24 protein-coding genes are annotated in these 25,478 nt (G+C 59.3%); 12 read left to right on the plus strand and 12 right to left on the minus strand.

Annotation, left to right across the window (positions count from 1 at the left end):
* Positions 1–30 precede the first annotated feature (30 nt).
* From IH944_09235 to IH944_09260, 6 genes are all read left to right on the plus strand, one after another.
* Positions 31–1,380 (plus strand): hypothetical protein, encoded by a 1,350-nt coding sequence (locus IH944_09235; GenBank protein ID MCH7904732.1) that lies wholly within the window; start codon positions 31–33, stop codon positions 1,378–1,380.
* On the plus strand, positions 1,377–2,084 hold the full coding sequence (locus tag IH944_09240) for a (Fe-S)-binding protein (GenBank protein ID MCH7904733.1): 708 nt from the start codon (positions 1,377–1,379) through the stop codon (positions 2,082–2,084). The genes IH944_09235 and IH944_09240 overlap by 4 nt, the downstream gene beginning before the upstream one ends.
* A gap of 29 nt (positions 2,085–2,113) precedes the next feature.
* Complete coding sequence (locus IH944_09245) at positions 2,114–3,403, plus strand: lactate utilization protein (GenBank protein ID MCH7904734.1); 1,290 nt, start codon at positions 2,114–2,116, stop codon at positions 3,401–3,403.
* Positions 3,390–3,944 (plus strand): LUD domain-containing protein, encoded by a 555-nt coding sequence (locus tag IH944_09250; protein ID MCH7904735.1) that lies wholly within the window; start codon positions 3,390–3,392, stop codon positions 3,942–3,944. Before IH944_09245 ends, IH944_09250 begins: the two co-directional genes overlap by 14 nt.
* Positions 3,945–4,087: 143 nt before the next feature.
* Complete coding sequence (locus tag IH944_09255; GenBank protein MCH7904736.1) at positions 4,088–5,446, plus strand: hypothetical protein; 1,359 nt, start codon at positions 4,088–4,090, stop codon at positions 5,444–5,446.
* Between the two features lie 4 nt (positions 5,447–5,450).
* Positions 5,451–6,350 (plus strand): AAA family ATPase, encoded by a 900-nt coding sequence (locus IH944_09260; GenBank protein ID MCH7904737.1) that lies wholly within the window; start codon positions 5,451–5,453, stop codon positions 6,348–6,350.
* Here the strand turns inward: IH944_09260 and IH944_09265 are convergent.
* From IH944_09265 to IH944_09290, 6 genes are all read right to left on the minus strand, one after another.
* Positions 6,347–8,131, minus strand: a complete 1,785-nt coding sequence (locus IH944_09265) for a sodium:proton antiporter (protein MCH7904738.1) — start codon at positions 8,129–8,131, stop codon at positions 6,347–6,349. The two genes, IH944_09260 and IH944_09265, sit on opposite strands and share 4 nt — an antisense overlap.
* A 78-nt stretch (positions 8,132–8,209) precedes the next feature.
* Complete coding sequence (locus tag IH944_09270) at positions 8,210–8,461, minus strand: mycothiol system anti-sigma-R factor (GenBank protein ID MCH7904739.1); 252 nt, start codon at positions 8,459–8,461, stop codon at positions 8,210–8,212.
* Entirely contained in the window at positions 8,454–9,026 is a 573-nt protein-coding gene (locus IH944_09275; protein ID MCH7904740.1) for a sigma-70 family RNA polymerase sigma factor, read from the minus strand. The genes IH944_09270 and IH944_09275 overlap by 8 nt, the downstream gene beginning before the upstream one ends.
* A gap of 303 nt (positions 9,027–9,329) precedes the next feature.
* Positions 9,330–10,223 carry a carbohydrate ABC transporter permease gene (locus IH944_09280; protein MCH7904741.1) on the minus strand — a complete coding sequence of 298 codons (894 nt, stop codon included), beginning with the start codon at positions 10,221–10,223 and terminating at the stop codon, positions 9,330–9,332.
* Between the two features lie 331 nt (positions 10,224–10,554).
* Complete coding sequence (locus tag IH944_09285; protein MCH7904742.1) at positions 10,555–11,367, minus strand: sugar ABC transporter permease; 813 nt, start codon at positions 11,365–11,367, stop codon at positions 10,555–10,557.
* A 65-nt stretch (positions 11,368–11,432) separates the two neighbouring features.
* The gene (locus IH944_09290; GenBank protein ID MCH7904743.1) at positions 11,433–12,770 is read right to left on the minus strand and encodes an ABC transporter substrate-binding protein; all 1,338 of its coding nucleotides are present in this window, start codon (positions 12,768–12,770) and stop codon (positions 11,433–11,435) included.
* 126 nt (positions 12,771–12,896) lie between these two features.
* Here IH944_09290 and IH944_09295 point away from each other — a divergent pair, with 126 nt between their 5' ends.
* Positions 12,897–13,229 carry a DUF3179 domain-containing protein gene (locus IH944_09295; protein ID MCH7904744.1) on the plus strand — a complete coding sequence of 111 codons (333 nt, stop codon included), beginning with the start codon at positions 12,897–12,899 and terminating at the stop codon, positions 13,227–13,229.
* Positions 13,230–13,262: 33 nt separating this feature from the next.
* On the plus strand, positions 13,263–13,928 hold the full coding sequence (locus IH944_09300) for a DUF3179 domain-containing protein (GenBank protein MCH7904745.1): 666 nt from the start codon (positions 13,263–13,265) through the stop codon (positions 13,926–13,928).
* Here the strand turns inward: IH944_09300 and IH944_09305 are convergent.
* The 4 genes from IH944_09305 to IH944_09320 form a co-directional block, all read right to left on the minus strand.
* Entirely contained in the window at positions 13,915–14,901 is a 987-nt protein-coding gene (locus tag IH944_09305; protein ID MCH7904746.1) for a formylglycine-generating enzyme family protein, read from the minus strand. The two genes, IH944_09300 and IH944_09305, sit on opposite strands and share 14 nt — an antisense overlap.
* Positions 14,901–17,006: an alpha-L-fucosidase gene (locus IH944_09310; protein MCH7904747.1), complete on the minus strand. Its 2,106-nt coding sequence runs from the start codon at positions 17,004–17,006 to the stop codon at positions 14,901–14,903. Before IH944_09310 ends, IH944_09305 begins: the two co-directional genes overlap by 1 nt.
* A 98-nt stretch (positions 17,007–17,104) precedes the next feature.
* Positions 17,105–17,692, minus strand: coding sequence for a transposase (locus IH944_09315; protein MCH7904748.1), 588 nt, complete (start codon positions 17,690–17,692; stop codon positions 17,105–17,107).
* Positions 17,693–17,949: 257 nt separating this feature from the next.
* Positions 17,950–18,759 carry a DUF4382 domain-containing protein gene (locus IH944_09320; protein MCH7904749.1) on the minus strand — a complete coding sequence of 270 codons (810 nt, stop codon included), beginning with the start codon at positions 18,757–18,759 and terminating at the stop codon, positions 17,950–17,952.
* A gap of 274 nt (positions 18,760–19,033) precedes the next feature.
* Between IH944_09320 and IH944_09325 the strand changes: the two genes are divergently transcribed.
* On the plus strand, positions 19,034–19,606 hold the full coding sequence (locus IH944_09325) for an OsmC family protein (protein MCH7904750.1): 573 nt from the start codon (positions 19,034–19,036) through the stop codon (positions 19,604–19,606).
* Between the two features lie 227 nt (positions 19,607–19,833).
* Positions 19,834–20,433: a PEP-CTERM sorting domain-containing protein gene (locus IH944_09330; GenBank protein MCH7904751.1), complete on the plus strand. Its 600-nt coding sequence runs from the start codon at positions 19,834–19,836 to the stop codon at positions 20,431–20,433.
* A 271-nt stretch (positions 20,434–20,704) separates the two neighbouring features.
* Here IH944_09330 and IH944_09335 read toward each other — a convergent pair whose 3' ends face one another.
* Both IH944_09335 and IH944_09340 read right to left on the minus strand, forming a co-directional pair.
* Positions 20,705–21,529 (minus strand): DUF4382 domain-containing protein, encoded by an 825-nt coding sequence (locus IH944_09335; GenBank protein MCH7904752.1) that lies wholly within the window; start codon positions 21,527–21,529, stop codon positions 20,705–20,707.
* 121 nt (positions 21,530–21,650) lie between these two features.
* On the minus strand, positions 21,651–21,812 hold the full coding sequence (locus IH944_09340; GenBank protein MCH7904753.1) for a hypothetical protein: 162 nt from the start codon (positions 21,810–21,812) through the stop codon (positions 21,651–21,653).
* A gap of 192 nt (positions 21,813–22,004) precedes the next feature.
* Between IH944_09340 and IH944_09345 the strand changes: the two genes are divergently transcribed.
* Together IH944_09345 and IH944_09350 are read left to right on the plus strand one after the other, a co-directional pair.
* The gene (locus IH944_09345) at positions 22,005–23,630 is read left to right on the plus strand and encodes an alkaline phosphatase family protein (GenBank protein MCH7904754.1); all 1,626 of its coding nucleotides are present in this window, start codon (positions 22,005–22,007) and stop codon (positions 23,628–23,630) included.
* Positions 23,627–25,474, plus strand: coding sequence for a glycoside hydrolase family 127 protein (locus IH944_09350; protein MCH7904755.1), 1,848 nt, complete (start codon positions 23,627–23,629; stop codon positions 25,472–25,474). The genes IH944_09345 and IH944_09350 overlap by 4 nt, the downstream gene beginning before the upstream one ends.
* The last annotated feature ends 4 nt before the right edge of the window (positions 25,475–25,478 follow it).

Below are 25,478 nucleotides of genomic sequence, written 5' to 3' on the forward strand. Positions count from 1 at the left end.
ACACCCCCGTTGCGGTAGCATCCGATCATCATGACCAAGCGGCCGTTTGGTGCTGTCGCGGTCGATATGGGCGCGTCCTCGGCGCGTTTTGCCGCAGGGTGGATCGAGGGGGGCGCGATCCGCTATGAGGTCGTCGAGCAGATGGTCCACGAGCCCGCACGCGGGCATTGGCAGATAGACTTCCTGATAGGCCTCTGCCGTCGCGCCGTGCGGTGCGCAGAAGAGCGCTTCGAGAAGGCGACGGTCGGAATCGACACCTGGGGCGTCGACCACGGCTTCATCGACGGCGACGGGCATTTGGTCCAGGACCCGGTTGCGTACCGCCACGAGTCGCACGTCAAGAAATTCGACGAAATGGTTCGGCATCGCAAACGGCTGTTCGAGCTTACGGGCATTCATCATCAGCCGTTCAACACGATATATCAACTGGCGGCGCGCCGTGAGGAGCACGCTGACTGGCCCGAGGCGTTCCGGTGGCAGTTGCTGCCGGATCTGTTTGGCTTCCTGCTCACGCGTCGAATGAATTATGAATACACGCAATCCTCAACGACGCAGCTGATGGGCCTGGATGGATTGTGGTGCGCAGAAGCGTTTGAAATTGTTGGTTGGCCAGTGCCGTTGCAACAACCGAGGAAGCCCGGGCGGATCATTGGGCCGGTGAGCTACACGGTCGATCTGGCGAGCGTCGCGAGCCACGATACCGCGTCAGCTGTCTGCGGTCTTGGCGATCTGCAAGACGACGAAGTCTTCCTGAACGTTGGCACGTGGACGATTCTCGGGACGGTTCTCGACGAGCCGTTGCCTTCGCAGGCTGCGGAGGATGCCGGCTGGACGAACGAGCGCACGCACGATGGCCGCGTGCGATTTCTCAAGAACATCCCCGGCTACTACATCATCAACCGACTTCACAGCGAGCTCAAGGTAGAGATGCCAGTTCCGGATTGGCTTGCGACTGCGGACTACTCGTTCGACGGAACGTTCGACTACTTCAACAAGGACTTGTTCAACCCGGAATCGATGACAGCAGCGGTGCTAGAGCTGTCCAGTCGAACGCCGACGAAGAGCGGGCACTGGGCGGCGATGGCGCTCAACAGTCTGATCGCCGCAACGGCGTACCAGCCAGCAGCCCTCGGTGAACTGGTAGGTCGGCAGTTCTCCAGGGTCAGAATCGTCGGCGGAGGTTCGCGGAGCGATAGACTGTGTCAAGGCATCGCTGACGGCACCGGGCTGTCAGTGGTCGCCGGTCCCGCAGAGGCAACGGTGCTTGGCAATTTGGGCATGCAGTTCGTGGCGTCCGGCGAAATCCCTGCGGATGAGTTGTCGTCGGTGATCGATGCGAGCGCTGAAACACGGACGTACGAGCCCGGTGTCCCCGTATGAGGGTCCAGCTCATGCTGACCTGCCTGTGCGATGGCGTAGCAGGCGACGTTGGGATTGCCACGGTTACGGTCTTAGAGCATTTGGGCTGCGAGGTGTCGTTCCCGTCAGAGCAGACTTGCTGTGGGCAGCCGCCGTTCAACGGGGGAGATTGGGTCACCGCCAAGGAGATCGCCGTGAGAAACGTCGAAGTCTTCAGCCTCGCCGACGAATACGATCCGGTGGTCACGCCGTCAACGTCGTGCGCCGCGATGCTGCGGCACGGGTATCCGATGCTGTCGATGCCTGCGGCGTCTCGTGCGTACGAGCTTTGTGAGTTCATCGTAGACGTGCTGGGGCGAGACGAGTGGCAAGGCGAGATTCCCGCTCGCCACATAGGCCTTCACGAAGCCTGTCACGGGCGCGTGCTTGGCACGAACGGGCATCAGCGAAAACTGCTTGAGTCGATCTCCGGCGCGGAGCTGATCCCCTTTGGCTCGGACGAACAGTGTTGCGGCTTTGGCGGTTCGTTCTGCACTACCCACGGCAAGGTGAGCGAGAGCATCGGCCTAGAAAAACTGCAACAACTGCGGGATGCAGGAGTCGAGCAAGTCGTCAGCGGCGATATGGGGTGCTTGCTGCACTTGCAGGGGCTGATCGACCGCAACGGTATCGAACTGTCAACGCTTCACATCGCGCAGGTGCTGGCGGAGGCGATCTCCGCGTGAGAGTCGCCTTCGATCGTTTCGTAAGGGGTGTGAAGGTTGAGACCGTAGCCAGCGTCAGGTCGTCGGCGGCGCGCGTTTCTGCAGCGAGGTCCGTTACGTTGGCCGCAGTCTTCGACGACGTTGATGCAGCACGAACCGCGGCTGCGGCAGCCAAGAAGCACGTGCTCGCGAACCTGAAGCCGCTGCTTCTCGAGTTCGAAGAGAACTTGATCAAAAACGGAGTCAAAGTCCACTGGGCCCTCGACGCAGGCTCGGCTTGCAAGCAGATATCGGCGATCTGCAGCAGCGCTGCGCCGAACGGCGCTCTCATCGTCAAGGCGAAGTCGATGGCGACTGAAGAGATTCATCTGAACAAGAGCCTGATCGAGGATGGGCACACGCCGATCGAGACAGATCTCGGCGAGTTCATCATTCAGCTGGATCAAGACACTCCCAGTCACGTGGTCCAGCCGATCATCCACAAGAATCGAAGGAACATCGCTGAGTCGTTCCGCGAACATGGACTTGGTCCGTACACCGAGGACCCGGAGGAGCTGACGATGCAAGCGCGCGCGCATCTGCGCGAGAAGTTCCGCAAGGCCGACGTCGGGATCAGCGGCGTGAACTTTGGGATCGCAGAAACGGGTCGGATCGTTCTCGTTGAGAACGAAGGGAACAACCGGCTTTCCACGACGGCTCCAAAGGTGCACATCGCTGTAATGGGAATCGAGAAGCTGTTGGCCTTCGAATCAGACCTTCCGCTGTTTCTGAGACTGCTGGCGGGCTCTGCAACAGGTCAGCGCCTCACCGTGTACACGCACTTCATCACTGGCCCGCGGCGAGAAGCGCTCGACGGGCCGCAAGAGGTGCATGTCGTCCTGCTCGATAACGGCCGGTCCGGCATTTTAGAGGGTCGGTACCGCGACATCCTCGGCTGCATCCGTTGTGGCGCGTGTCTGAACGTCTGCCCCGTGTACCGTGCAGCGACCGGACACGCGTATCGGCACGTCTACCCCGGCCCAGTCGGTGCGGTTCTTGCGCCGGCGCTCGAAGGGGTCGACTCGATGGGCGATCTCGCATTTGCGTCCACACTTTGCGGCGCGTGCAAGTCGGTCTGCCCGGTCGACATCGACATACCTTCGATGTTGCTGCACCTTCGAGCAGAGCAGCGGGCGAACAAATGGCGGTTGTACGCAAAGAGCGTGACGAGCGCCAAGGCGTGGAGGCGAACCTTGCGCATGCTGCCGCTTGCCACGAAACTGCCGAACCCTTGGAAGGAGTTCCGCGACACTCCTGCACGGGGGAAGAGCTTCAGGAGGTGGTGGAATGAACGATCGTGACGTCGTGCTTGCAAGCCTCCCAGAACCCACCGGAGAGGCGAGAGCCCAGGCACAGAAGACGAACGTGAAGTCGGTTCCGGCCGACGACCTCTGGACGCGCTTCGTCGAGAGGCTGGCCGAACTTGGCGGAGAGGTCAAGAGGCTCGAAGACCTGGCGGAGTTTAGAGGCCGAGCCGTGTGCGACTATGACGTGCCTGAGAACGTCCGGCGCGATTTGGGCACTCCGCAGGACGACCCCTGGTTGGCCGAGGTCGGAGTGACCCTGGCGGATATGGCTGTCGCGGAGACTGGGAGCGTTCTGATATCGGCTGGCAACGGTCGACGGCGCCTAGCTAGCCTCGCCCCGCCGATTCACGCCGTCCTGATCAAGTCGGGCTCCATCGTTGCCTCTCTCGACGAGTGCATTTTGAACCTGCCGGAACCTAATTCGGTACTCATCACCGGGCCTAGCAAGACTGCCGATATCGAGGGCGTGATGGTCATGGGCGCCCATGGACCGAAGCGACTCTGGATCATCCGGCTGCCTGACCCTGAATTCTAGCCTAAATCCAACCGAAACTTAATATCAGGCATGAGGTCTACTCGTCGTGCCTCGCGGTGACTATGGCGAAAGGCTTTCTGCGCTCACAATCTGACGGTCCACGCGAAACCGCGGTACCGAAGTTAGAGAGCCAGCATCCAGAAGTGAGCGATCAGCTATTGGAGCAGATAGCCTCGCAGATGGCTGACTTAGTGCGGGAGGTGACCGAACTGCGGGCGGAAGTCTCGGATTTGCGCGCGGCGAAACCAGTTGAAGGCGCTGACCCGGAACGGCAAGAAGGTAGCGCATCGGAATCGGAGAGCGGAACCTGGGAAAGAGGTTTCAACGGTGCTAGCCTGGCGCGAGATATCGATGTTGCGATGTCTCAGCTCGACGAGACGAGTGGGGAAGATAACCTGATCGACGAGGAGGAGCCAGAGGACGATCCGATCGATGAAGAAGAGCGCAAGAGACTGGAATTGGAGGTTCTTGAGAGCCATCCGGATTTGACGGATACGGTTGCGCAGTTCAATGCGCCGCTCGGACACTCGCCGTCAGTGGATAGCGAGCCGATGCCAGAGAGTGGCGACAAGAAAAACGAGGAGACAGAAATGGATGACCAAGTTCAGAGCGATTCGGCTGCAATGAGCGAAGATGAGATTCAGGCTCTGCTTGCCGAGGCGTCGGCAGGTGAAAGCAAGCCGACCGATCCGCCCGCCGAAGGCGCGGGCGAAACGGCGGCGCAGGGCGGCAGCGAGACCGAGCCTTTGCCGGCACAGGCCGACGCGAGCGAAAGTGAGCCCGTGGAGCCACCCCAGGCAGAAGTTAAGGCCTCCGCTGACTCCGGCGACATGACCGACGACGAAATCCAGGCCCTGCTGGCAGGAGCCTCTGCGGAGTCGCCCGACAAAGATCAGCCTGCTGCTACAGAAGCAACATCCGATGAAGCGCCGGACACTGCCGACCCCGCTGACTGCGTGTCCGCAGATGCCGGAGCCGAATCAGCCCCGCAGGTTGCGGGGGCCGACGAGGACGCAGGCGTGGGCGAGGGTTCCGTCGAACTGGGCTTCACGGCGTTCCAGGCAGGCAAGGATATCGAAGAGAGCCAGCCGGTGGAAAAAGAGGAGCCGGTCGCTGAGCCGCCGAAGGTGCCGAAATTTCCCGAGCGCCAGAGTCCAAGCATGGAGCTCGACCCCGCTGTGATCGCGCGCGTTCCAGCACACCTGGCAGTCGGTGCGCTCGCTGTCCCCATTCGCATTGAAAATGATGAACTCGTGTGCCGTGTCGTAGAACCGTTCGATCAAGAAGCACTGGACCTCATCGCGAACGCCCTGGCCATGCGCGTCGTTCCAGAGCCCGCACCGATCGACGAGGTCGTCAAGAACTTGCGGCTCGCCTACTCGGCGGAGGCGGCCAAAGGCGCCCGCACTGCTGTGCTCGATGCCGCGCCAGGCCAGTTGCAGAAGAAGCGATCAAACAAGAAACGACGAAAGCTGAGCAAATCGAAGCGGAGGGCCGCGTAGCAAAATGAAAACGATTGCGATAGCAAGCGGAAAGGGTGGAGTTGGCAAGACGGTGATCGCCGCAAACCTTGCGGCGGCGCTGGTCGATTGGGGTCACTCGGTGCTGCTGTTCGACGCGGACTTCGGCCTCGCGAACGTCGACATACTTTTCGGAGTTGAGTGCGATAAGTCGCTGAAAGACGTGGTGGTGGACGGCGTTGAGCTCCGCAAAATAATTTGCACCGGTCCAGGCGAAGTAGACCTGATATCTGGCGGGTCAGGGGTCGACGAGCTGCTCGATCTCAGCGATTCCCAGCTTGAAGACGTGCTGCAGCAATTGGCGAAGGTCGCCCGCGAATATGACTACGTTATTGTCGACACGGCCGCTGGCCTGCATCCGCACGTCCTCGCGTTCACCAATTCGGCGGATCTTGCGCTGTTCGTGTGCACTCCTGATCCCACGAGTTTGATGGACTGCTTTGTTGCGCTCAAGATGCTGTATCGCGTCAAGCCTGATGCGAAAACAGCGCTCTTGGTGAATCAGGCTGACACAGCAAGCCAAGCCGAGATAGTCTTCAACAAGCTCAAGACGATCGTCGGTCAGTTCTTGAGCAAGAGCGTCCTCTATGCGGGTGCAGTTGAATGGGACGAGACGGTCGCGGCGTGCTCACGAACGTGCGCCAGCCTGGTGCTGACAAAGCCGAAATCCAAACCTGCCAAGCAGATCGACGAGCTGGCCGAGTGGATTATCGACGGTGCGGGGGAGATCGAAGAAGAGGACGACGACCAGTTCTCGCTCATGCAGAGGCTGCGGTCTGCGTTTAGCTTCTTGAAGCGCGACGACGGCACTGATGACACTGACGATGAGGAAGAATCAGAAGAGTCGGACGAGCAAGAGGAAGACGAGCGGAGAACGGCCGCCTAGTCGGTGGCATCTCCTGGCGCAAGATACAGCAGCTTTTGCCCGCGTTTGAGCGCTGGCCGGTCCGCAGCCGTGAACAGGTCCGGTTTGCCCTCTTCTGAAATCGTCGCGAGCAGGACGCGGTCTTCGCTGCCGGCTTTCAGATCGTCTTCGTTCTCTTCGGAAATCGTCATCGAGCGCGGTATCCAACCGCGCTCGTAGTAATCCTGCAGGCCGTCGAATCCGGTATCGAGGGAGAACAGAACTCGCCCACCGTGGTCCTTAGGAGATGGTTTCTCCTGTTCTTCATCGCCAGTTCTCGGAGCCATTCGATACACCCGGGCACGGCCGAACTCTTCAGCGCCGCGGTTGACCAAGAACATGTTGGCATTGTCGTTCGGCGTCAGGGCCAGCAGGCTCCCTATACCGTTGAGGTCCATCTCCTCGCGTTCGTCCTCGTGCAGAAAGTTGACAAGCTCCGCGTCTATGCCGCGCGATCGGGCGAGTTCGACTTTCTCTTCGTTCGTGTCGATCAGCTTGACTTGCACATCGCAGTTCATCAACTCCTTCGCGAACTCTCGCGAGAAGGCGCTGGAGCCGACTAGCAGCAGGCCGTTCGGCTCTGGTTGCGCTAGTCCGAGTCGCCGCGCGATCGGCAATGCCGCGAACCCATAGATAACGACTGTGCTGACGACGACGAGGAAGGTGTTGGTCATGATCGTGTCACCGTCGCCTCCGGTCAGTTTCAGCGCGAAGATCGAAGCGACCGCCGCCGCGACGATCCCGCGCGGCGCCATGATCGACAGAAACACCTTCTCCTCCCGGCTAAGCCCCGATCGCAGCGTCGAAATGAAGACTGCGACAGGCCTCACGATTAAGATCAGCGCAGCTATGAACAACGCGTGATGCCACTTGATATCGCCAAGGATGCTGGGCTGTAGGCGAGCGGCTAGAATCACGAACAGAGAGCTGATGAGAAGCACCCGCAAGTTCTCCTTGAACTCTAGGATGTGCCCGACCTTGACCCACTTCTGATTTGCGAGCGCGATTCCCATGACCGTGACCGCGACCAAGCCAGCTTCCGGCCTGAAGTGATTCGCCCCGACGTATGCCAGCACGACGAACGCGACGCTCGACGGACTGATAAGGAAGTCCGGTATCCAGAACTTCTTGAGCAGAATCACCGTGACCGCAGCGCCAGCCAGCCCTGCAACAGTGCCTACGCCGAAGGTCGAGACGAGGGCGATGATCGCTTCTTGGGGCGTATCGGCGCTGCCCTCCGCGAACAGGAACTCGTATGTGAGAACGGCGGCGATAGCGCCGATCGGGTCGATCGTCAGCCCCTCCCACTTCAGTATCGTGCCGGACTTGCCGATCGGTCTCACGTGGCGGAGCAGCGGGCCGATCACAGTCGGGCCGGTGACGATCATGATCGCGCCAAATAGGATTGCCAGTTGGCGGTCCATTCCAAGAATCGCAATTGCAAAGACGGCTGACAAGCTCCACGTCACGATCGATCCGACAACGACGAGCATCGACAGCGTCCTGCCCGTGCCGCGCAGCTCCCGAATCCGCAGACTCATACCCCCCTCGAAAAGGATGATCGCGACGGAGAGCGAGACGATCGCGATCAGCGAATCGCCAAGAACCTCGTCCGGCTTGAGGAAGCCGGTGACCGGCCCCATGATGATCCCGCCGAGCAGTAGGAGCACGATCGCCGGCAGGCGCACGCGCCAGGCGAACCACTGGCAGGCGATGCCGACGATGATGACGAGCGCGAGCGGCAACAGCGAGCTTTCGTCCATCAAGACCTCCTAATATAGGGGTGAATCGTCGTTCTTAACTTTGAACTCACGCATTTCTGCTCTAGCCGCCAACAGCCGTTACTCCTTGGCCGCGGCGTCGATCGCGTTCAGAATACGGGTCGCCAGGCCATCAGGAAGATTCGTTGCCTGAACTTTTTCCCGCACGCACTTCAGCATTTTTTCTTCGAAGCTGTAGGCGCCCGCGCACCCTTCGCACGTCGCGAGGTGCGCCTCTAGCGACACAATGTCCTCTGGCGAGAGCTCTCGGTCCAAGTAATTTTGAAGACGTTCAAACGCTTCGTCGCACGAGCATGGAATCGGATCAGACATGACTTTCCTCCTGTTGGGCTTTCTTTACGATTCCCCTGGACTCAGCTAAGGTCCACAGCTTTTTCTGCAGCACCTTGCGGCCGCGGTGCAAGCGAGACCTGACGGTGCCGACTGGTATTTCTGCGACGTTCGCGATCTCTTCGTAACTAAAGTCATTCATGAAATATAGCAGGCAAACAACTCTGAACTCTTGCGGTAGTTCGTCGATGGCGATCTGCACTTCTTCTTGGTCGAGAGCGTCGATTACCTGACTGGCGCTGTCGCGCACGCCGGCCTTTTCAGACTCAGTGTAAAGGAACAGGTCCTCTGCATCATCGAGAGAGACCGTTTGGCCGCGCCTTGCCTCCTTCTCCTTCGCCTTGTAGAACTTGTTCGTGAGGATCCTCATGAACCACGCCTTGAAGTTCGTGCCCTCCGTGAAGGTGTGGATGCTCTTGAAGGCCTGGATGGACGCGTCCTGAACGAGGTCCATAGCGTCGTCCTGGTTGTGCGTCAGCTTGACCGCATAACCGTATCCGACCTGCAGCACAGGTTGGAGCAATCGCTCGAAAGCGTCTCGTTCCATGTTATGGCGATAGTTTAGCATTTGGGGGGAGGTTCGGGAGTTCGGGTTGGTTCGGGTTGGTTCGTGTGACTCGGGACTCGGGACTTGGGACTCGGGACTTCTGAAGCGCCGATGGAGGGTCGTCCTCCTGGGCGACCTTAGCTTTCGCGCGCTGCGAACTTCGGACTAAGAGTCCGAAGGCCGGGATGCGGACTAAGAGTCCGCGCTCCAACGGGACACGGACAAACCCTTCGGGCCTGACCGTGGCACACGGCTCGTGCACCTCGCACCTCGCACCTCGCACCTCGTACCTCGTACCCTCCCTCATCCCTTCAGCCCAGTCGCAGCGATGCCCTGGATGAACAGCCTCTGTGTGAAGAAGAACAGGATGATGACCGGTGCAAGGACGACTGTCGACGCCGCCATGAGCAGGTGCCACTGCGCGCCCTGCTGGCTCCGATAGAAGTTCAGGCCGAGCGAGAGGGTGAAGTGCTCCTGGCTATGGAGGTAAATGAGCGGGCCGAGGAAGTCGTTCCACGACGACATGAACGCGAAGAGCGCAACGACCGCCAGCGCGGGCTTGGTGAGCGGCAGGATGACCTTGTAGTAGATGCCCCACTCGCTGCAGCCGTCGATCTTCGCGGCCTCGCTCAGCTCGTTCGGGATCGACTTGTAGAACTGCCTCAGAAGGAAGATGCTGAAAGCGCTGCCGAACCACGCCGGCACCCAGAGCGGACGAAACGTACCGGCCCAGTCGAGCTTCACGAACAGGGTGAACAGCGGCACCATGATGACGGGGAAGGGGATCATCATGGTCGCGAGGGTGAGAGCGAAGACAAGGTCGCGCCCCGGCCAGCGGAGCCGCGCGAACGAATAGGCGACGATCGAATTGGAGATCACCACGCCGCCCACGAAAAGGATGCAGAACAGAATCGTGTTGCGCGCGTAAACCAGGAACGGTTTGTAACCGAGCGTCTGTTCGCCGTATGAAATCGCGTCGGCGAAGTTGTGGAACTGGAACGAGACCTCTTTGACCGGTCGTAAGTCGTCTTTCGGAACTTCGAGCACCGTCCCGGCCTCGGAGGACGAGCCGATGATCTCGAACTGTGCGATACCGTCCTCTTCCGACCTGATGAAGCCGGGAAAGACGAGGCCGTCGCGGTCGAATTCATAGACGCCAGTGGTCTTCGGCACCTCTTTCAGGGCCGACCGGTCCATCGGGATCTTCTTGTAGAGCTGTCCCGGCGGGTCTGTGATGAGGAACTCGACTTGGCCGTTCTCGATCTCCCCGCTGATCTTGCCGCGCACGGTCTGGCCGAGGTGCTCGGTCTCGTAGATCGGATCGTCCGCATCGAAGTACTCGTGCTTGACCTGCTCCATCGGGATGAAGTTGATCTCGCTGGTCGCGGTCTCTTCAATGACCTTGAGCGAGGTCGAAAGCATCCAGACGAGCGGGATGATGAATACGCAGCCCAGGGCGATCAGCACTGCGTGGATGACCGCGTGCTGGGCTAGGCTGCTCCTGCTCTTCCTCCTCTTCGCCATCTGATTACCCGCCCTCGTAGTGAACGAACTTATCGCTCTTTTTGAGCGCGAAGACAGTCAGGAAGAAGATGATGATGAACATGATCCACGCCATCGCGCTCGCGTACCCCATCTTGTTGTAGTTGAACGCGTTGTCGTAGATGTACATCGAGTAGAAGTAGATCGACCGGGCGGGTGCCCCGGTCGAGGACATGACGAACGGCTGTGTGAAGATCTGCAGCGAGCCGATGATGCTCATGATCACGTTGAACAGGATCACGGGCGAGATCAGCGGGATCGTGACGTGCAACGTCTTCTTCCACGCGGTCGCGCCGTCGATGTCGGCAGCTTCGTAGAGCGACAGCGGAACCTCCTGCAGGCCGGCAAGGTAGATGATCATCGCGTTGCCGACTCCCCAGAGTGACATGAACACGATCGCGGGCTTCGACCAGCGAACGTCGCCGAGCCAGTTCGGCCCGTCGATGCCGACCCAGCCGAGCATGGTGTTGATCAGCCCGTACTCGCCATTGAACAGCCACAGCCACAGGATGACCAACGACACGACCGGCACGAGCGAGGGGACGAAGAAAACCGTGCGGTAGATCGACATGAACCGCACCTTGGTGTTCAAGAGCAGCGCAAGCCCCAGCGCGACGACCGTGGCAAGCGGAATGAACAGTGCGGCGAAGAAGAGCGTGTTGAAAAGCGACTTCCAGAACACCTCGTCGGCGATCAGCGTCGAGTAGTTCTCGAGCCCGACCCAGATCGGCGGGTTGAGGACGGAGTAGGAGGTGAAGCTGAAGTAGATCGACGCGAAGATCGGATAGGCGAGGAACATGCCGAAGCCGATGAACCAGGGGATCGCGAAGACGTAGCCCGCCCTCGCCTCTTTGGTCCGGATGCTCACCGTTGCGCCTCCTGCCTGATCTTGCTCTCGCGCAGGTACTTGTCGAGCATGGGCTGGACGCGCCTTTTGACCATGTCCATCGCCTCTTGTGGGTCCATGCCGTTGATGTAGACCTCGTCGAAGGCGTTTTGCAGTTCTGCCTGATACTCGGGCCAGATCGCGATCTTGGGCACGGAGACCGCGTTCGGGCCTTTCGCAAGCTCCGTGAAGAGCCGGATGCGCGGGTTGGGGTGCTGCTCGTAGAACTCGTCGCTGGCTTCGGCGAGCGGCGAGTGCTTGCGCTGGCCGAGGCAGAGCAGCTCCATGGCGTGCTGCGACTGCACGAACTTGATGAACTCGAACGCTTCCTTCGGGTGCTTTGCTCCGCGCGGGATGACGAGGATGTCGGCCTCTGCGATCGTCATATTTGCAAGGTCTGGGCGGCTCGCGGGGTGGGGGAACGGCACCGCGTCCCACTCCAGGTCGGGGTTGTACGTGTTGATGAAGTTCGACATCCAAACGCCCTGCAGGACCATGGCGACCTTCTCGTCCATGAAGGCGTTCTGTGGAGAGGCGAACTTGCCGAACCCGCTCTTGAAGTTCTGCAGGTTGCCAGTCCCGAACTGTTGCGCGTGCTTCTGCACCCAACGCATCGCTTCGACGATCTCGGGCTCGTTGCAGGTGATCTGCGACTCGCCGTCCCAGAGCCGACCGCCGAAGAAGTAGCCCCACGCCCAGTTCCACCAGCCCGGTTCGGCGTGCATGAACCCGCTCTGAACGATCGAGCCGTTCTTGCCGATCTTAGTCAGTGCCTTGGAGTACTCGTCCAGCTCTTCGATCGTCTTCGGCGGCGAGTCGGCGTCGAGCCCAGCGTTGCGGAACATCGCCTTGTTGTAGTGCAGCGCGTTCGTCGCAGGCGTGGTCGGAAGAGCGTAGATCTTGCCCTGGAAGACGCCGAGGTCCCAGTAGACGGCGATGTAGTCGTCGCGGGTGATGCCGGCATCTTTGCAGAACTCGTCGAGCGGAATGATCGCGTTGTCGTGGACGTACTGCGCGACGTTGAAGCTGTAGAGCCCCGCGACGTCGGGCGGGACCCCCGCCGAGGTCGCCAGCATGGTCTTCTGGTGGATGCTCGAGACAGGGAGCAGATCGACGTAGATATCGTCCTGCGAGTCGTTGAACTCGTCTACGACCCGCTTGATCGCCTCGAACTCGATGTCGGACCACTTCTCCCAATAGCTGATCCGGACCCTGTCTTTGATCTCCTTCGGCCTGACGATTACTTCGCTTGCCCAGAAAGCGCCGATCACGAGAACGACGGCCAACAGAGGAACGAGCTTGCCAAGGGTTTTCATGCCGGTCGTTAGCTCAAGTCCATGATACCGGCTTGTTTCGGCGCCTTCGTTCGCGCGGGCCAATCTATTCGGGAACAAATCTGCGGAAATCGGAATTGTGAGATTGGGCGCTCCAGGAGTCCACCGATGAGACCATTTACTCTATCAATTTTGGTTGTCCTCGCGTTCGTTATGGGATGCGATGAAGAAGCTTCGTTAGCTAAGGCACAAGACGCAAGCTCAGGATTCAACAAGGCGAACATTCCGTCAGACCTAGCGATCTTGCTGCCGCGCGATGGGATCATGGCGATCTGGGATCCGGTGTTCGTCTCGGCCGCCGAAGCGAATATGCCGGACGATGCCGAGGTGATCGGCTTCGTGCACAACGGCGAGGCGCACGCTTACTCGATCAATCTGCTGGACGGGCACGAGATCGTGAACGACGTCGTCGGCGGCGAACGGATCGCTGCAACGTGGTGACCCCTGTGCTCCTCGGCTATCGTGTATAGCCGCATGCTGGACGGAAAGGAATTGACGATCGGTGTCAGCGGGATGCTGTGGAAGAACTCGCTCGTCATGTACGATCGCGAGACGGAGACGCTTTGGTCGCACTTCACCGGCGAAGGGTTGGCCGGTCCGAACAAGGGCAAGACGCTCAAGATGCTACGATCGACGCCCCGCGTGAAGTGGCCGGATTGGGTAGCAGCGTATCCGGACACTAAGGTGCTGAAAGTCGACGGCATGACGCACAAGGTTGTCAGTCGATATGCCGGGTACTTCCGCGATCCCTCGAAATTTGGAATGAGGCCTGTAGAGAACAGTGATAAGCGGCTACGGGGCAAAGCTTTGGTGCTGGGGGTTCTCGTCGGCGACACCAGAACCGCCATCTCGTTCGACTTGCTAGCTGAAGAAGTCATCGTCGAGGCGAATGTCGGCGGCCAGAGAATTGCGGTTTACATGGACTCCGAGACCAGGCTGTTCGGTGCGGTCGAACTGCCGGACGGCGTCGAAGTCACAGACGTCAGCGAAAGGAGAATCACGACGTCCGACGGCAAGTCGTACTCTGCCGCAGACGGCCAGGGCGACGGCGACAGTCTGACGATGCTGCCCGCTATCCGCACGTTCTGGTTTGCGTGGTCGGACCACCACCCGGAAACGGAACTGATCACCGGCCGTTGACGACGCAGCGAAAGCCGGTGTGACTGTGGCTGTCAGTCGGCGGAGTCTTCATGCGCGTCGACGGGAGAAATCCGCTGCAGTACGTCTCATGGCACAGGAACGAACCGCCACGGATCGTTTTCTTCGGGCTGTTCGGTTCGTCGGGGTCTAGGCTGCTGTTCGGGCCTGTTGGGTTGTCCTTTGGACTGTTCGAGTAGTAGTCGTAGCGGTACCAGTCGGTGCACCACTCCCAGACGTTGCCAGCCATGTCGTAAAGCCCGAGTGAGTTGGGTGGAAACGATCCGACCGGCGCGGTCGCTTCGTAGCCGTCTTTGACGGTGTTGTTGTAAGGGAACTCGCCGTGAAAGATGTTCGCCTGCGGGAGTTTCGGGTCGCCGGTCAGTCCCTTCTTCGCGGCGTACTCCCACTGCGCCTCGGTCGGCAGCGATTTTCCCGCCCATTCCGCGTACGCCATCGCGTCCTCCCAGCTGACGTGCACGACAGGGTGGTCCATGCGGCCCTCGATGTCGCTGCCTGGGCCTTCAGGGTGTCGCCAGTTCGTGCCGTCTCTGATCTCCCACCAGGCTGAGACGTTGCGCAGATCGACTGGCCCTTCGCTCCCAGTGAACACGATCGAGTTCTTGAAGTCGTCCGCGCTGGTCTTGTAATCTGTTTCCTCGACGAACTTTGCGAACTGCTCGTTTGTGACTTCGTGCGTCTCCATCCAGAACCCGTTGACGGTGACTTCATGCACCGGTCGTTCGTCTGGCTTGTTGTCGTTCGATCCCATTTGGAATGCGCCGCCTTCGACGTAGACCATGTTGGAGAGGTCTGGGTCGATCGGATTTGTTCGGATTTGTTCGGTTTTGTTCGGACTTGTGTCTTCGGGTTTGCCGGCAGTGTCAGTTCCTTCTCCACAGCTTGAAACTAAGATGAGCCCCAAAAGCAAAACCGGACTAACCCGGACCACCCCGGACAAAACCGAACGTGGCATCAATGCTTAAACTCCTCTGCCCTCATCTCGTGCTTCTTAATCTCCGGCCCGGTCATCTCTAGCTTCAGGCCTAGCGCGCCGGTGGCATTGAAGTATTCGACCCGGATCATATGGAAGCCTTTCGCGAGCGGCGCCATGCCTTGCTTCGTGACCAGTCCGTGCAGGCCGTCGTTGTCTACGATCAGTTTGTCGTCGATGTAGAGTCGGCTGCCGTCGTCGCTGGTGAGGCTGAAGGTGTAGATGCCGTCCTTCGGCGCGGTGATGACGCCTTGGAACTTGAAGCCGAAGTGCTCGTCTCTCTTCCTTAGGCGGAGGTCGAGGCCCATCATGCTAACGCCGGTCTCGGTCTCTTTCGCATCCTTCAACTGGTCGAGCGTCTGCCAGCCCTGTTCGATGTAGAAGTAGCGCAGACCTGGGTCGGGCGCTCTTATGAACACGATCGCTGGCATCAATTCCTGTTTGTCGTATCGCGTGAACTTCTGCTCGATCGGTTTGAACGAGCGCCGACCTTCATAGAACGCTGCGGCTTTGAGCGTCACAGTCTTGTCGATCTTGATCGGGCCTTCGTAGAGCGGTGAGTACTCCTGCGGACTCGCACCATCGAGTGTGTAACGAATTTCGGCGAAAGGATTGTCGGACTTCAGTTCGATCGTTTGCTCACCCATGAACGACGGCGCGCCGCTTGCTATCTCGACCGAGGGCACGCCGAGATACGCTTCGATACTCGCTACCCTTATTGGAACGCCGCCAGGGCCGAATACTTCGACCATGAGAGACTCGCCATCTTTGACTTCAAGCGGAGGAAATTGGACAATGCGTCGATAGCCGACAGTAGTTCCTCTCGCTAAGGTCAGGTAGGGCGAATCTTGATTTCTGCTGAACAGCCACACGCTGAAATGCGTGATTCGTTGACTGTTGATAAGGTTTTCTTGAATTACGACGTGATCGACAAGCGTTGGCTTTGTCCAGCTCAAGGCGTAGACCAAGCCGATTTTGGGACGGGGAACCTCATAGTACGTGGTCGGATCGTGATCGCTTAAGACTTGAACCATGCGCTCACTTCCGGCAGGGCGGTTTTCGAAATCTAATTGCATTTTCTGAGACAGATCTTCTTCGAATGTCTCCTCCCGCCAGCGCCTGAACTCCATCAGCGCATGGACGTCGTTCTTGTGGATCAACCCGCGTGAGTCTGGCGGGACGTTGAGCAACAGGTTCCCTCCGTGGCCGATTGAGCGGTAGTAAATCTCGCTGAGTTGCTCAATCGACTTGACGCGGTCGTTCTCTGACTCGCGCCAGAACCAGCCGGGGCGGATCGAGACGTCGCACTCGCCGGGGGAGTACTTGTCGCCGTTCGGGTCGCCTTCGAAAAGGAAACTGTAGATCGACTGGTCGCCCGGATAGTGACCAGAGGGCAGGAAGTTCCAATTGGTTTCGCCGACGAAACCGCTCTCGTTTCCGACCCACCGCACGTCACCGCCGTCGCCGAAGATCACGGCGTTCGGCGCAAACTCGCGCACGGTCGCTTCGAAGCGCGGCCAGTCGTAGATCTGTCGCTTGCCGTTCGGGCCTTCGCCGTTCGCGCCGTCGAACCACACTTCTTTCATGTCGCCGTAGTTGGTCAGCACCTCTTCGAGCATGTTGACGAAAACGTCGTTATACTCAGCCGTTCCGTAAGTCGGGTGGTTGCGGTCCCACGGCGAGAGGTACACGCCCATCCACAGCCCGTACTCCTTGCACGCCTCGCTCAAGTCTTTGAGCACGTCGCCCTTGCCGTCGCGCCACTTGCTCGCCTTCACGCTATGGTCTGTGTACTTGCTTGGCCAGAGCGCGAAGCCGTCGTGGTGTTTGGCGGTGATGATCACGCCGGTCATGCCCGCTTCTTTGAAAACCCGGCACCACTGCCGCGCGTCGAACTCGGTCGGGTTGAAGATGTTTGGGTCTTCGGTGCCCTGCCCCCATTCGACCCCGGTGAAGGTGTTGGGGCCGAAGTGCACGAACGCGTAGTACTGCCGCTCGTGCCAGGCCATCTGGTTCGCGCTCGGCAGCGGCCCGACCGGCGCCGGCGGGTCTTGGGTGATGGACATGGCTATCAGCAGGCTGAGCATGGCTCTCTAGAGAGTTTATCAGGTTCGGGCGCTCGGAGGTTCGGGAGTTGGAGCGCGGGGGTTTGCCCCGCACCGCGGAGCGTTCGGATTGGTTCGGGTTACCATCCCTCCACACTCGCAGTGTGGAGGGTTCTATCTTCAAGGTCGCGCAGACAAGCTGTGGCTAGGCCAGACGAGTCGTCCCAAGCTTCGTTGAGGCTCACCTTCGCACTGCTCCAAGGATAGTCAACTAGGTTTGTACAAAGCTCTGCCCTGATCGGGTTTTCGTGGACGTAGGCGATTTTCTGGTCGAGCATTTTTTCTCTATCAATCGTGATTCCACGAAAAGAGCGCATCCAAATTCTGCGGTCGTTAAGCTTGGCCTGCGCACTCAATTCGCCCTTCTCTTCTGCAGTAAGAAGCGGCGTAATTATCTTTGCCGAGTTCGTCTTGATCCGCTGCACGAGCCAAGAGACTGTGCGGCCGTCTGGGGCTTGGACGACGAGGTGCGCGTGATGCTTCATGACGACGTAGGCATATAGCCGAGCCGAGTAGTGAATGCAATCTGAGAGGATCGACTTTACGACGACCGTCCTTAGCTCTGGCCTTGCGAACAGGTGGGCGAAGTCCAGGCAGGTTGTCGTGACGAACATGAGTTGTCCATCTGACTGGTCGTTCCGCCAGTGCTTGTATCCGCTCCTTGCCATCGCTCTTATTGTAGCCCGGAATGAACCCTCCACACTTCGAGTGTGGAGGGATGATGGCTGCGAGTGTGGAGGAACGAAGTCGTCGTCGCGAACATGGGCTATTCGTTCGCCTGATAGTTGCGCCAGTGCTTGTATCGGATCCTTGCCACTGTGTGATTGTAGCCCGGAATGAACCCTCCACACTTCGAGTGTGGAGGGATGATGACTGCGAGTGAGGAGCGATGGAGAAGGCGAGAATCGCGCGACATCCGACGCAGCTAGCGGATGACCGGCGTGTGCTCGACGTTGCCAATGTTCGTGTTCTGCCCGCTGGTGACGACTACGTCTTCTACCGTCGCAACGAAGATGATCAGGCCGCCTGGTGTGTGCAAAATGAAGTCGAGCTCGTACACGCCTTCCTTCAGCGCCCAGACCTTGAACGAGCCGTCCGGCATGCTCATGGATGTGTTGACCTCGGTGCCGATGTCATAACTTGGGCCGGCCGTGTAAGTCGCAGTGATGTGGACGCCGAACAGCGGGCGACCGTTGTGCACTGCGAAACCGGAGATCGATCCTGCCAGTTCCTTCAGCAAGACCGGAATGACAGGCTTGAGCTTGTACTGTCCGTTGCCGGTTCGCGTCAGCGATTTCTGCACATTGAAGTCGAGGAGGATCTCAACCGTGCCTTCTCCGACGGTGGCGTCGACGTTGAGCTTGAGGCCGGTCTGTGCCCCGCTCGGAATCTGCACGTCGTGAGTGCCCGTGTCGTCTGTGACGGTCGCTTCGCTGAGGAACAGCCTGATCTGGGTGTAAGTCCCGCTCGGCACTCCGGCCGAGCCGATCATCGTTTCGTTCTGCGTCAGCGTGAGAAGGTCGATCGTCTGCGGATCCGTCTCGATCTCGACCCATTGCCCGTCGAGGTGCGCCTCGATGCGGTCGATGGTGATGTTGAGCGCCGTTATATTTTGCAGCGGAGCGTCGGCCATGAAGATGTTGAGCCAACCTCCTCCGCCGGAAGTCTCACCCCCGCAGCCGACAAGTGCGACACTCGCCGCACCAAGAGCCGCCAGAATGAACCCTCGTCCCATACCTCGTTTTTCCGCAGATCGGCAGCAGGTGGGGCAGAAACTGGTGTTGCTCCCGGCTGTGAAAATTGCTGGATTTGCCCGCGTGGCTGGGCTGACGTGCGGTGCCATCAGCTCCCAGACAGTTTCTCGACTCAGTGGCAGCGCTGCCTGGCCCGTCTACAGTAGGTCGTCGAGTCCCCTGTCGCGCGGCAGCGAGGCTAGTTACGTGCCGCTATATGTAAAGTAATAGAGCAACCACGCCCGGGCTGACCAGTACACGGGCACGGAGAGAACAATGTCAAGCGAAATCCAGGAGAAAGTAATCTGCAACGGAGTCGACGTGACCGCGCTAGGCGAGGTCATCGGCGCGATCGAACAGGACAAGACCATCGCTGAGTTCACCTTCCGCGCCGACAATAAGTGGATCGACGGCGCGCTCAACCGCACCACGATCAAGGACTTCAAAGGCGGCGGCGGAGAACAGGTCCGCGACAAGGAGTTCGTGATCGACAACGACGAGCCGCCAGTGTTGCTCGGAAAAGACACTGCGGTCAACCCGGTCGAGTGGCTGTTGCACGCGATCGCGGGTTGCATCACGACGACCACGATCTACCACGGTGCCGCGCGCGGGATCAAGATCAGCGAGATGTCGATCAAGCTCTCAGCTGACCTCGATCTGCGAGGGCTCTTGGACATTCCCGGCTCTGACAGACCTGGTTACACGAGCATCAACATGGACGTGACGATCAAGGGCGACGCCTCTGCGGAAGACCTGAGGGAGCTCGTCGAGTTCGCGAAGAACCACTCGCCGTCGGTCGACGTCATCAACAACGGCACGCCTGTAAACGCGACCGTCAACGCTAACTGACGGCCTTTGCCGGACGGACGCCAGAACCCTGCAGACTCGAAGTCTGGGGGGTTCTTCTTTCGGAGTGCGGCCGTCTACACCTGCGGCAGACCGCGAGGTCGCCGCAGGCAGTCTGATCTAGGCAAAATTGCTAGGTTTCCGACTATAGCAATGCGATCTTGAACCAATGTTGGTAAAGTAGAGCATCTGAAATTGCTCTGTAAAGAGTATTGGAGAGGAATCAGGACATGAGAAGCATTTTTGTTGTATCTATTTTAGTTCTATCGTCGGCAGCCTTCGCCCAGCCCGCCTTCTGGTCCGGTGACACAACCGGCCAGGCGACTTGGGATCGGCCGCTTAGCTTTACAGGCATATCGAGTCTCGGACCTGTACACTTTGAAATTCAACCGTTCTGGGTGACCGTCGGGAGCGAGTACGTTTTCGAGGTAAACGGCACCGGCCATCCCGACACGTATATCCACGTGTATGAGGGCACCTTTAATCCGCTCGACCAGCTCGTCAATCTGATTGCGGGCGACGACGACTTCAGCGACACGTTTACTGTGCTGAGCGGTACAGGCCAGGGCTTTGCTTCTTCACGAATTGCTCTGGGCGAAGGCTCAAATTACGGAGGCGCGGGGACGGGCCTCAACTTGACGGCCGGCTCGCAGTACTTTGCGATCGTTTCTGGGTTCGGCGCAGGGGATTTCGGTCCGTACGACGCCGGCATCGGCGGCGGACAAGGCCAGGTAAACCTTGGGATAGTTCCTGAGCCCGCTACTCTCACAGTCCTCGGACTCGGCGCGCTGGCGCTCCTGCGACGCCGCCGACGCAAGACCTCCGCTTAGAATAGAATAGTCTGCATCTAATAGAGCCGGTCGCCCGATGGGTGACCGGCTTTTTTTTGTTTTCATCCCTTCACACTGCGAGTGTAGAAGGATGGCCATCTGATCGTGAACCAGGTGTAGGAGTTCGGTGCGACCGATGCGCGGACGGTCATCTTGTAGCCGCGCGAGAGCGGCACGGAATTGCCCGGGCCGTTAGGCACGAAGACGGTCGCACTGCCGCTAAGCTGCGGCAAACTGGCAGAGGGGGAGAACCGTGCGGTGTTCGCCGCAGCTACGACAGGTAAATCTCCGTGTGCTCGACGTCGCCGACATCCGTGTTCTGCCCGGCGATTACGACTACGCCCTCCGACGCGGCAACATGTGTGAGCAGTCCTTCTGGAGAGTACAATTCAAAATCGAGGTCGTACACGCCCTCCTTTAACGCCCAAACTTTGAACGATCCGTCCATAATGCTCGAGGACGTATTGACAACGGTGCCCGGGTTGTAGCTTGGGCCATCCACGTAGGTCGCGTCGACGTGGACGCCGTACAGCGCGCCACCGTCGTTCACTGCGAAGCCGGAGATTGATCCGGCCAAATCCCGTAATATCACGTTAATTACGGGCTTGAGCTTGTACTTTCCGTTGCCGGTTCGGATTAGCGACTTCTCCAAGTTGAAGTCGAGAAGAACCTCAACCGTGCCTTCTTCAACCTTGCCATCGATGTTGAGCTTCAACCCTCTCCTTCCTGCGCCCACAATCTGCACGTCGTGTGTGCCTGTGTCGTCGGTAACGGTCACCTTGCTCAGGTACAGCTTGATCTGGTTGAAATTCCCGCTCGGCACCATGGCGGAGCCGATCATCGTTTCGTTCTGTGTCAGCGTGAGCAGGTCGATGGTCTGCTGCTCAGTCTCGATATCGGCCCATATGCCGCTGACGTGCGCCTCGATGCGGTCGATCGTGATATTCACCGCTGTCACATTTAGTGGCGGGGCGTCGGACATGAAGAGGTTCAACCCTCCGCCCCCGAGTACGTCGGCACCAAATGCACCCCCACAGCCAACTGCTGCGACACCGGTAATCCCAAGCATCGCCAGGAATAGGAACGACCGACTCATATCTTGTTTTGCCGCACATTCCCTATTGTAGGCCCAAGAACTGGTATTGCTCTCAGCTGTGCAGATTGCTGGTTTTGCCTGCACTACGTAGACGGCGGCGCTGCTGCGACACTGCGTTGCGCTAGCGGATCGTGAACCAGGTGTAGGAGTTCGGCGCAACCATCGCGGCGACCGTGATCCTGTAGTCGCGGGAGAGCGGCATGGGTTGGCCGACTTCTTTTATCCAGATGCTTCCACCGGAGAGTGGGGCGCTCGCGACGCTGCGCTTAGGCGCTGCCGACATATCCCTAAGCAGATGGGACTGTTACTGTCGAACCCCTCACCCATCCACGTCGAACTCTCCACCGGAGACTTCTTTGGCGGACCCTCCTCTCCCTCAAGGGGAGAGGGGACAGCTCGCGAGCCGGACTTGCTGAGTCGTTCTGCGCTCAACGCGATCCAATGGTAGAATCGACTTGCCCACAGTGAGGTTTGTATGCTCGTCGCTCTCGCGCTTTCGCTGTCCTTCTCCAACATCAGCCATGAACCACCGACCGCAGCAGCCCAGGTCAACAAGGTGCTTGTCATCGGGCTCGATGGGTGTCGGCCTGACGCGCTCGAAGTAGCCGAGACGCCGTACATCGACGGCCTCATCGAAAACGGTGCATACGCCGTCGGGCTCGGCAATCCGAGATCGTCCAGCGGGCCGTGCTGGTCGAGCATTCTCTGTGGAGTTTGGTCGGACAAGCACGGCGTCATCGACAACAGCTTTACAGGTAGCAACTACGCGGAGTACCCGGACTTCTTGACGCTCGTCGAGAGGCTGAAGCCGTCGCTCCGCACAGTCGGAATCACGGCGTGGACGCCGATCGCGGATAAGATTATCCAGGTCGCGGACTACGAAGGGCCGCAGACCGGCGACGGTGACGACGTCACCGCCCGAGAGGTCGCCGCCGAGCTGCGAACGAACGATCCAGATGTGATCTTCGTGCATTTTGACGATCCGGACATCGCAGGCCACACATACGGCTACGGCCCGGATATTCCCAAGTACGTGGAGGTGATCGAGGAGGCTGACGCAAAGGTCGGCGTAATACTCAATGCGTTGCGCGGTCGGTCTTCGTATGCGGAGGAGAACTGGCTGATCATCCTGACTTCCGATCACGGCGGAACGGGGTACGGCCACGGCCTGGACATTCCAGAGCACGTCAACATCCCGTTCATCGTCAGCGGCTCGGATGCGGCGTCCGAGTTCTCTGTCGTGCCGAAGCAAGTCGACGTCGCCCCGACTGTGATGGCGCACCTCGGGATCGAGTTGGACAATCTCGTTGATTTCGATGGCATTCCGGTGGGTCTGGCTGCTTTCGATAGCGAAAAACTTGCCATATCGCGCGGTCTATTCCGCGTCGGATTCTATCCCGACGACACGTTTCACGTTGGAACTGTCGACGTGTATCTAGCCCATTCCTTTCCTGACCTTGACGTTCGGTTCACGACGGATGGATCGTTGCCAACGGTAGATTCGCCACTGTCAAACGGTGCGATCAAGTTGGAAGAATCCACGACGATCCGTGCGGCAGCGTTTAGTGACGAACGGCGCATCGGGCCGACGAGCAGCAAGGCGTATTTCGTGCAGAAGGAAATTGCAAAGTCCGTGCCGTTGCCGGACAACTTGAAAGTCGGAATCCTGTACGCCGTGTTCGAAGGGGAGTTTTCAAAATGGCCGGAAGAGCAGTTGCTGAAGGCGACAAAGTCCGGAATCAGCGACCGCATTACGCACGAGGTCGCCGGGCTGGAGGAGAACTACGCGATCCTCTTTGAGGGGTACTACAACGCCCCGGCTGAAGGAGTGTACGAGTTTGCTCTATCGTCCGACGACGGCTCCAAGCTATGGATCGACGACGTGCTCGTCGTCGACCACGACGGCCTGCACGGCACATCGTCCAAGTCCGGCTTCTACGCGCTGGAGGCCGGGCACCACCACATCCGCGTTGGGTTTTTCCAGGCTGGCGGCGCTCACAGTTTGAAGCTGGGCATCAAACTGCCGGATGGCACGGCGATCGAGCCAGGTGCGGCAGAGCTGGCTTACGTAGTGCGGGATGTCGGCGGAACAGGGCCGTGAAGCAAGCGGACGACGGTAAGATCGACGATTCGTTTTGGAGTCCGCGGCTTCGCACGAACCACGAGACCACGATCTGGGCGGGTTTCAACCGGTGCGAAGAGACAGGCCGCATCGACAACTTTGCCATCGCGGGAGGATTGAAAGAAGGCGAGTTCAAGGGAATTTGCTACGACGATTCCGACGTGTACAAGATGATCGAGGGCGCGTCGTACGTGTTGGCTGCGAGCCAGGACAAGACGCTGGACAAGTATCTGGACGAGCTGATCGCGAAGATCGCCAGCGCGCAGGAGGAAGACGGCTACCTGTACACGATCCGCACGATCCAGGGGGAGGATGTGCGCGGCGCTGCTGGCCGGAAGCGGTGGTCGAATCTGGCGCACAGCCACGAGCTCTACAACGTCGGGCATCTTTACGAAGCGGCGGTTGCGCATCACCGTGCGACGGGTAAGGAATCGCTGCTGGATGTTGCGGCAAAGAGCGCCGATCTGATCGTGAAGACGTTCGGCCTCGAAGAGGGGATGAACCGTGCGGTTCCCGGCCATGAAGAGATCGAGATCGGTCTGATCAAGCTGTCGCGCGCGACCGGTAAGGAGGAGTACTTCGCTCTCGCAAAGCACTTCATAGACATGCGAGGCCAGTCGAATTTGAGGTCGGTATACGGCGACTACTGCCAAGACGGAAAACCGTTTACCGAGCAGCGCGACCCGGTCGGCCACGCGGTGCGCGCGATGTATCTGTACACCGCCGCAGCCGACGTTGCGGCGATCAACGGAGACCGCGAATACATCGAAACGGTAGATGCGCTGTGGCAGGAGATCGTATCGACTCGCATGGCGGTAACGGGCGGAATCGGTGCCCGCCGTTCGGTCGAGGGGTTCAGCGAACCGTACGACTTGCCGAACGCCAGCGCGTACAACGAAACGTGTGCGGCGATCGGGTTCGGTCTGTGGAACCAGCGCATGTTCGTGCTGCACCGAGACGGCAAGTACGTCGATGTACTCGAGCGGATTCTGTACAACGGCTTTCTCTCCGGCGTATCGCTGAGCGGTGACACGTTTTTCTATCCTAATCCGCTTGCATCGGACGGTATCGATCCCTTCAACCACGGAAGCGCGAACCGCAAGGAGTGGTTTGAAACTTCGTGCTGCCCTGTGAACATCGTTCGCTACATGCCTTCTATCGCAGGGATGATCTACGCTGCGGACGAGAAGGGCGTGAGCGTGAACCTCTTCATCGGCAGCGATGCAAACTTGGTCTTCCGCGACTTGAGGGTGCGAGTCGGCCAGCGAACGGAGTACCCGTGGAGCGGGCGTATCGAGCTATCGGTCGACCCTGAGAAAGAGGGGGAGTTCGAGCTGCGGATTCGTGTCCCGGGTTGGGCTAACGGTCGCCCAGTGCCGAGCGACCTGTATCGCTACCTATCGCCTGCACCTGCAAGCGACTCTTGGTCCGTTTCTGTGAACGGTGAATCGAACAATGCACCGATCGAACTTGGGTTTGCAGTCGTGCGGCGCGTTTGGAAAAAAGGTGACGAGGTGGTGATCGAGTTCCCGATGGACGTACAGCGCGTCGTCGCTCACGAGGAGGTCGAGGAGGACAAGGGGCTTGTCTGTCTGGAGCGCGGGCCGATCGTCTACTGCTTCGAAGGGGCTGACAACCCTCAAGCGATGGACGGTCTAGTCGTGCCCGATGACGCCCGGATCAGAACGACGCACAAGCCTGACCTGCTCGGCGGCGTCACCGTGCTTGAAACCCTTGGCGATCCGCTCTTGACGGCGATCCCGTATTTTGCGTGGTCGAACCGTGGCACGAACCCAATGCGAGTCTGGGTCGGCCGCCGGTAACACG

The sequence above is a fragment of the Armatimonadota bacterium genome, from assembly GCA_022563855.1.
GTDB lineage: Bacteria > Armatimonadota > Fimbriimonadia > Fimbriimonadales > Fimbriimonadaceae > JADFMN01.

What these genes read in the sequence shown, in the direction of transcription:
- IH944_09235 (MCH7904732.1), top strand. Translation starts at nt 31, where the DNA reads ATGACCAAGCGGCCGTTTGGTGCTGTCGCGGTCGATATGGGCGCGTCC.
- IH944_09240 (MCH7904733.1), top strand. Translation starts at nt 1,377, where the DNA reads ATGAGGGTCCAGCTCATGCTGACCTGCCTGTGCGATGGCGTAGCAGGC.
- IH944_09250 (MCH7904735.1), top strand. Translation starts at nt 3,390, where the DNA reads ATGAACGATCGTGACGTCGTGCTTGCAAGCCTCCCAGAACCCACCGGA.
- IH944_09260 (MCH7904737.1), top strand. Translation starts at nt 5,451, where the DNA reads ATGAAAACGATTGCGATAGCAAGCGGAAAGGGTGGAGTTGGCAAGACG.
- IH944_09265 (MCH7904738.1), bottom strand. Translation starts at nt 8,131, where the DNA reads ATGGACGAAAGCTCGCTGTTGCCGCTCGCGCTCGTCATCATCGTCGGC.
- IH944_09270 (MCH7904739.1), bottom strand. Translation starts at nt 8,461, where the DNA reads ATGTCTGATCCGATTCCATGCTCGTGCGACGAAGCGTTTGAACGTCTT.
- IH944_09275 (MCH7904740.1), bottom strand. Translation starts at nt 9,026, where the DNA reads ATGGAACGAGACGCTTTCGAGCGATTGCTCCAACCTGTGCTGCAGGTC.
- IH944_09280 (MCH7904741.1), bottom strand. Translation starts at nt 10,223, where the DNA reads ATGGACCGGTCGGCCCTGAAAGAGGTGCCGAAGACCACTGGCGTCTAT.
- IH944_09285 (MCH7904742.1), bottom strand. Translation starts at nt 11,367, where the DNA reads ATGTTCCTCGCCTATCCGATCTTCGCGTCGATCTACTTCAGCTTCACC.
- IH944_09290 (MCH7904743.1), bottom strand. Translation starts at nt 12,770, where the DNA reads ATGAAAACCCTTGGCAAGCTCGTTCCTCTGTTGGCCGTCGTTCTCGTG.
- IH944_09295 (MCH7904744.1), top strand. Translation starts at nt 12,897, where the DNA reads ATGAGACCATTTACTCTATCAATTTTGGTTGTCCTCGCGTTCGTTATG.
- IH944_09300 (MCH7904745.1), top strand. Translation starts at nt 13,263, where the DNA reads ATGCTGGACGGAAAGGAATTGACGATCGGTGTCAGCGGGATGCTGTGG.
- IH944_09305 (MCH7904746.1), bottom strand. Translation starts at nt 14,901, where the DNA reads ATGCCACGTTCGGTTTTGTCCGGGGTGGTCCGGGTTAGTCCGGTTTTG.
- IH944_09310 (MCH7904747.1), bottom strand. Translation starts at nt 17,006, where the DNA reads ATGCTCAGCCTGCTGATAGCCATGTCCATCACCCAAGACCCGCCGGCG.
- IH944_09315 (MCH7904748.1), bottom strand. Translation starts at nt 17,692, where the DNA reads ATGGCAAGGAGCGGATACAAGCACTGGCGGAACGACCAGTCAGATGGA.
- IH944_09320 (MCH7904749.1), bottom strand. Translation starts at nt 18,759, where the DNA reads ATGGGACGAGGGTTCATTCTGGCGGCTCTTGGTGCGGCGAGTGTCGCA.
- IH944_09325 (MCH7904750.1), top strand. Translation starts at nt 19,034, where the DNA reads ATGTCAAGCGAAATCCAGGAGAAAGTAATCTGCAACGGAGTCGACGTG.
- IH944_09330 (MCH7904751.1), top strand. Translation starts at nt 19,834, where the DNA reads ATGAGAAGCATTTTTGTTGTATCTATTTTAGTTCTATCGTCGGCAGCC.
- IH944_09335 (MCH7904752.1), bottom strand. Translation starts at nt 21,529, where the DNA reads ATGAGTCGGTCGTTCCTATTCCTGGCGATGCTTGGGATTACCGGTGTC.
- IH944_09340 (MCH7904753.1), bottom strand. Translation starts at nt 21,812, where the DNA reads ATGTCGGCAGCGCCTAAGCGCAGCGTCGCGAGCGCCCCACTCTCCGGT.
- IH944_09345 (MCH7904754.1), top strand. Translation starts at nt 22,005, where the DNA reads ATGCTCGTCGCTCTCGCGCTTTCGCTGTCCTTCTCCAACATCAGCCAT.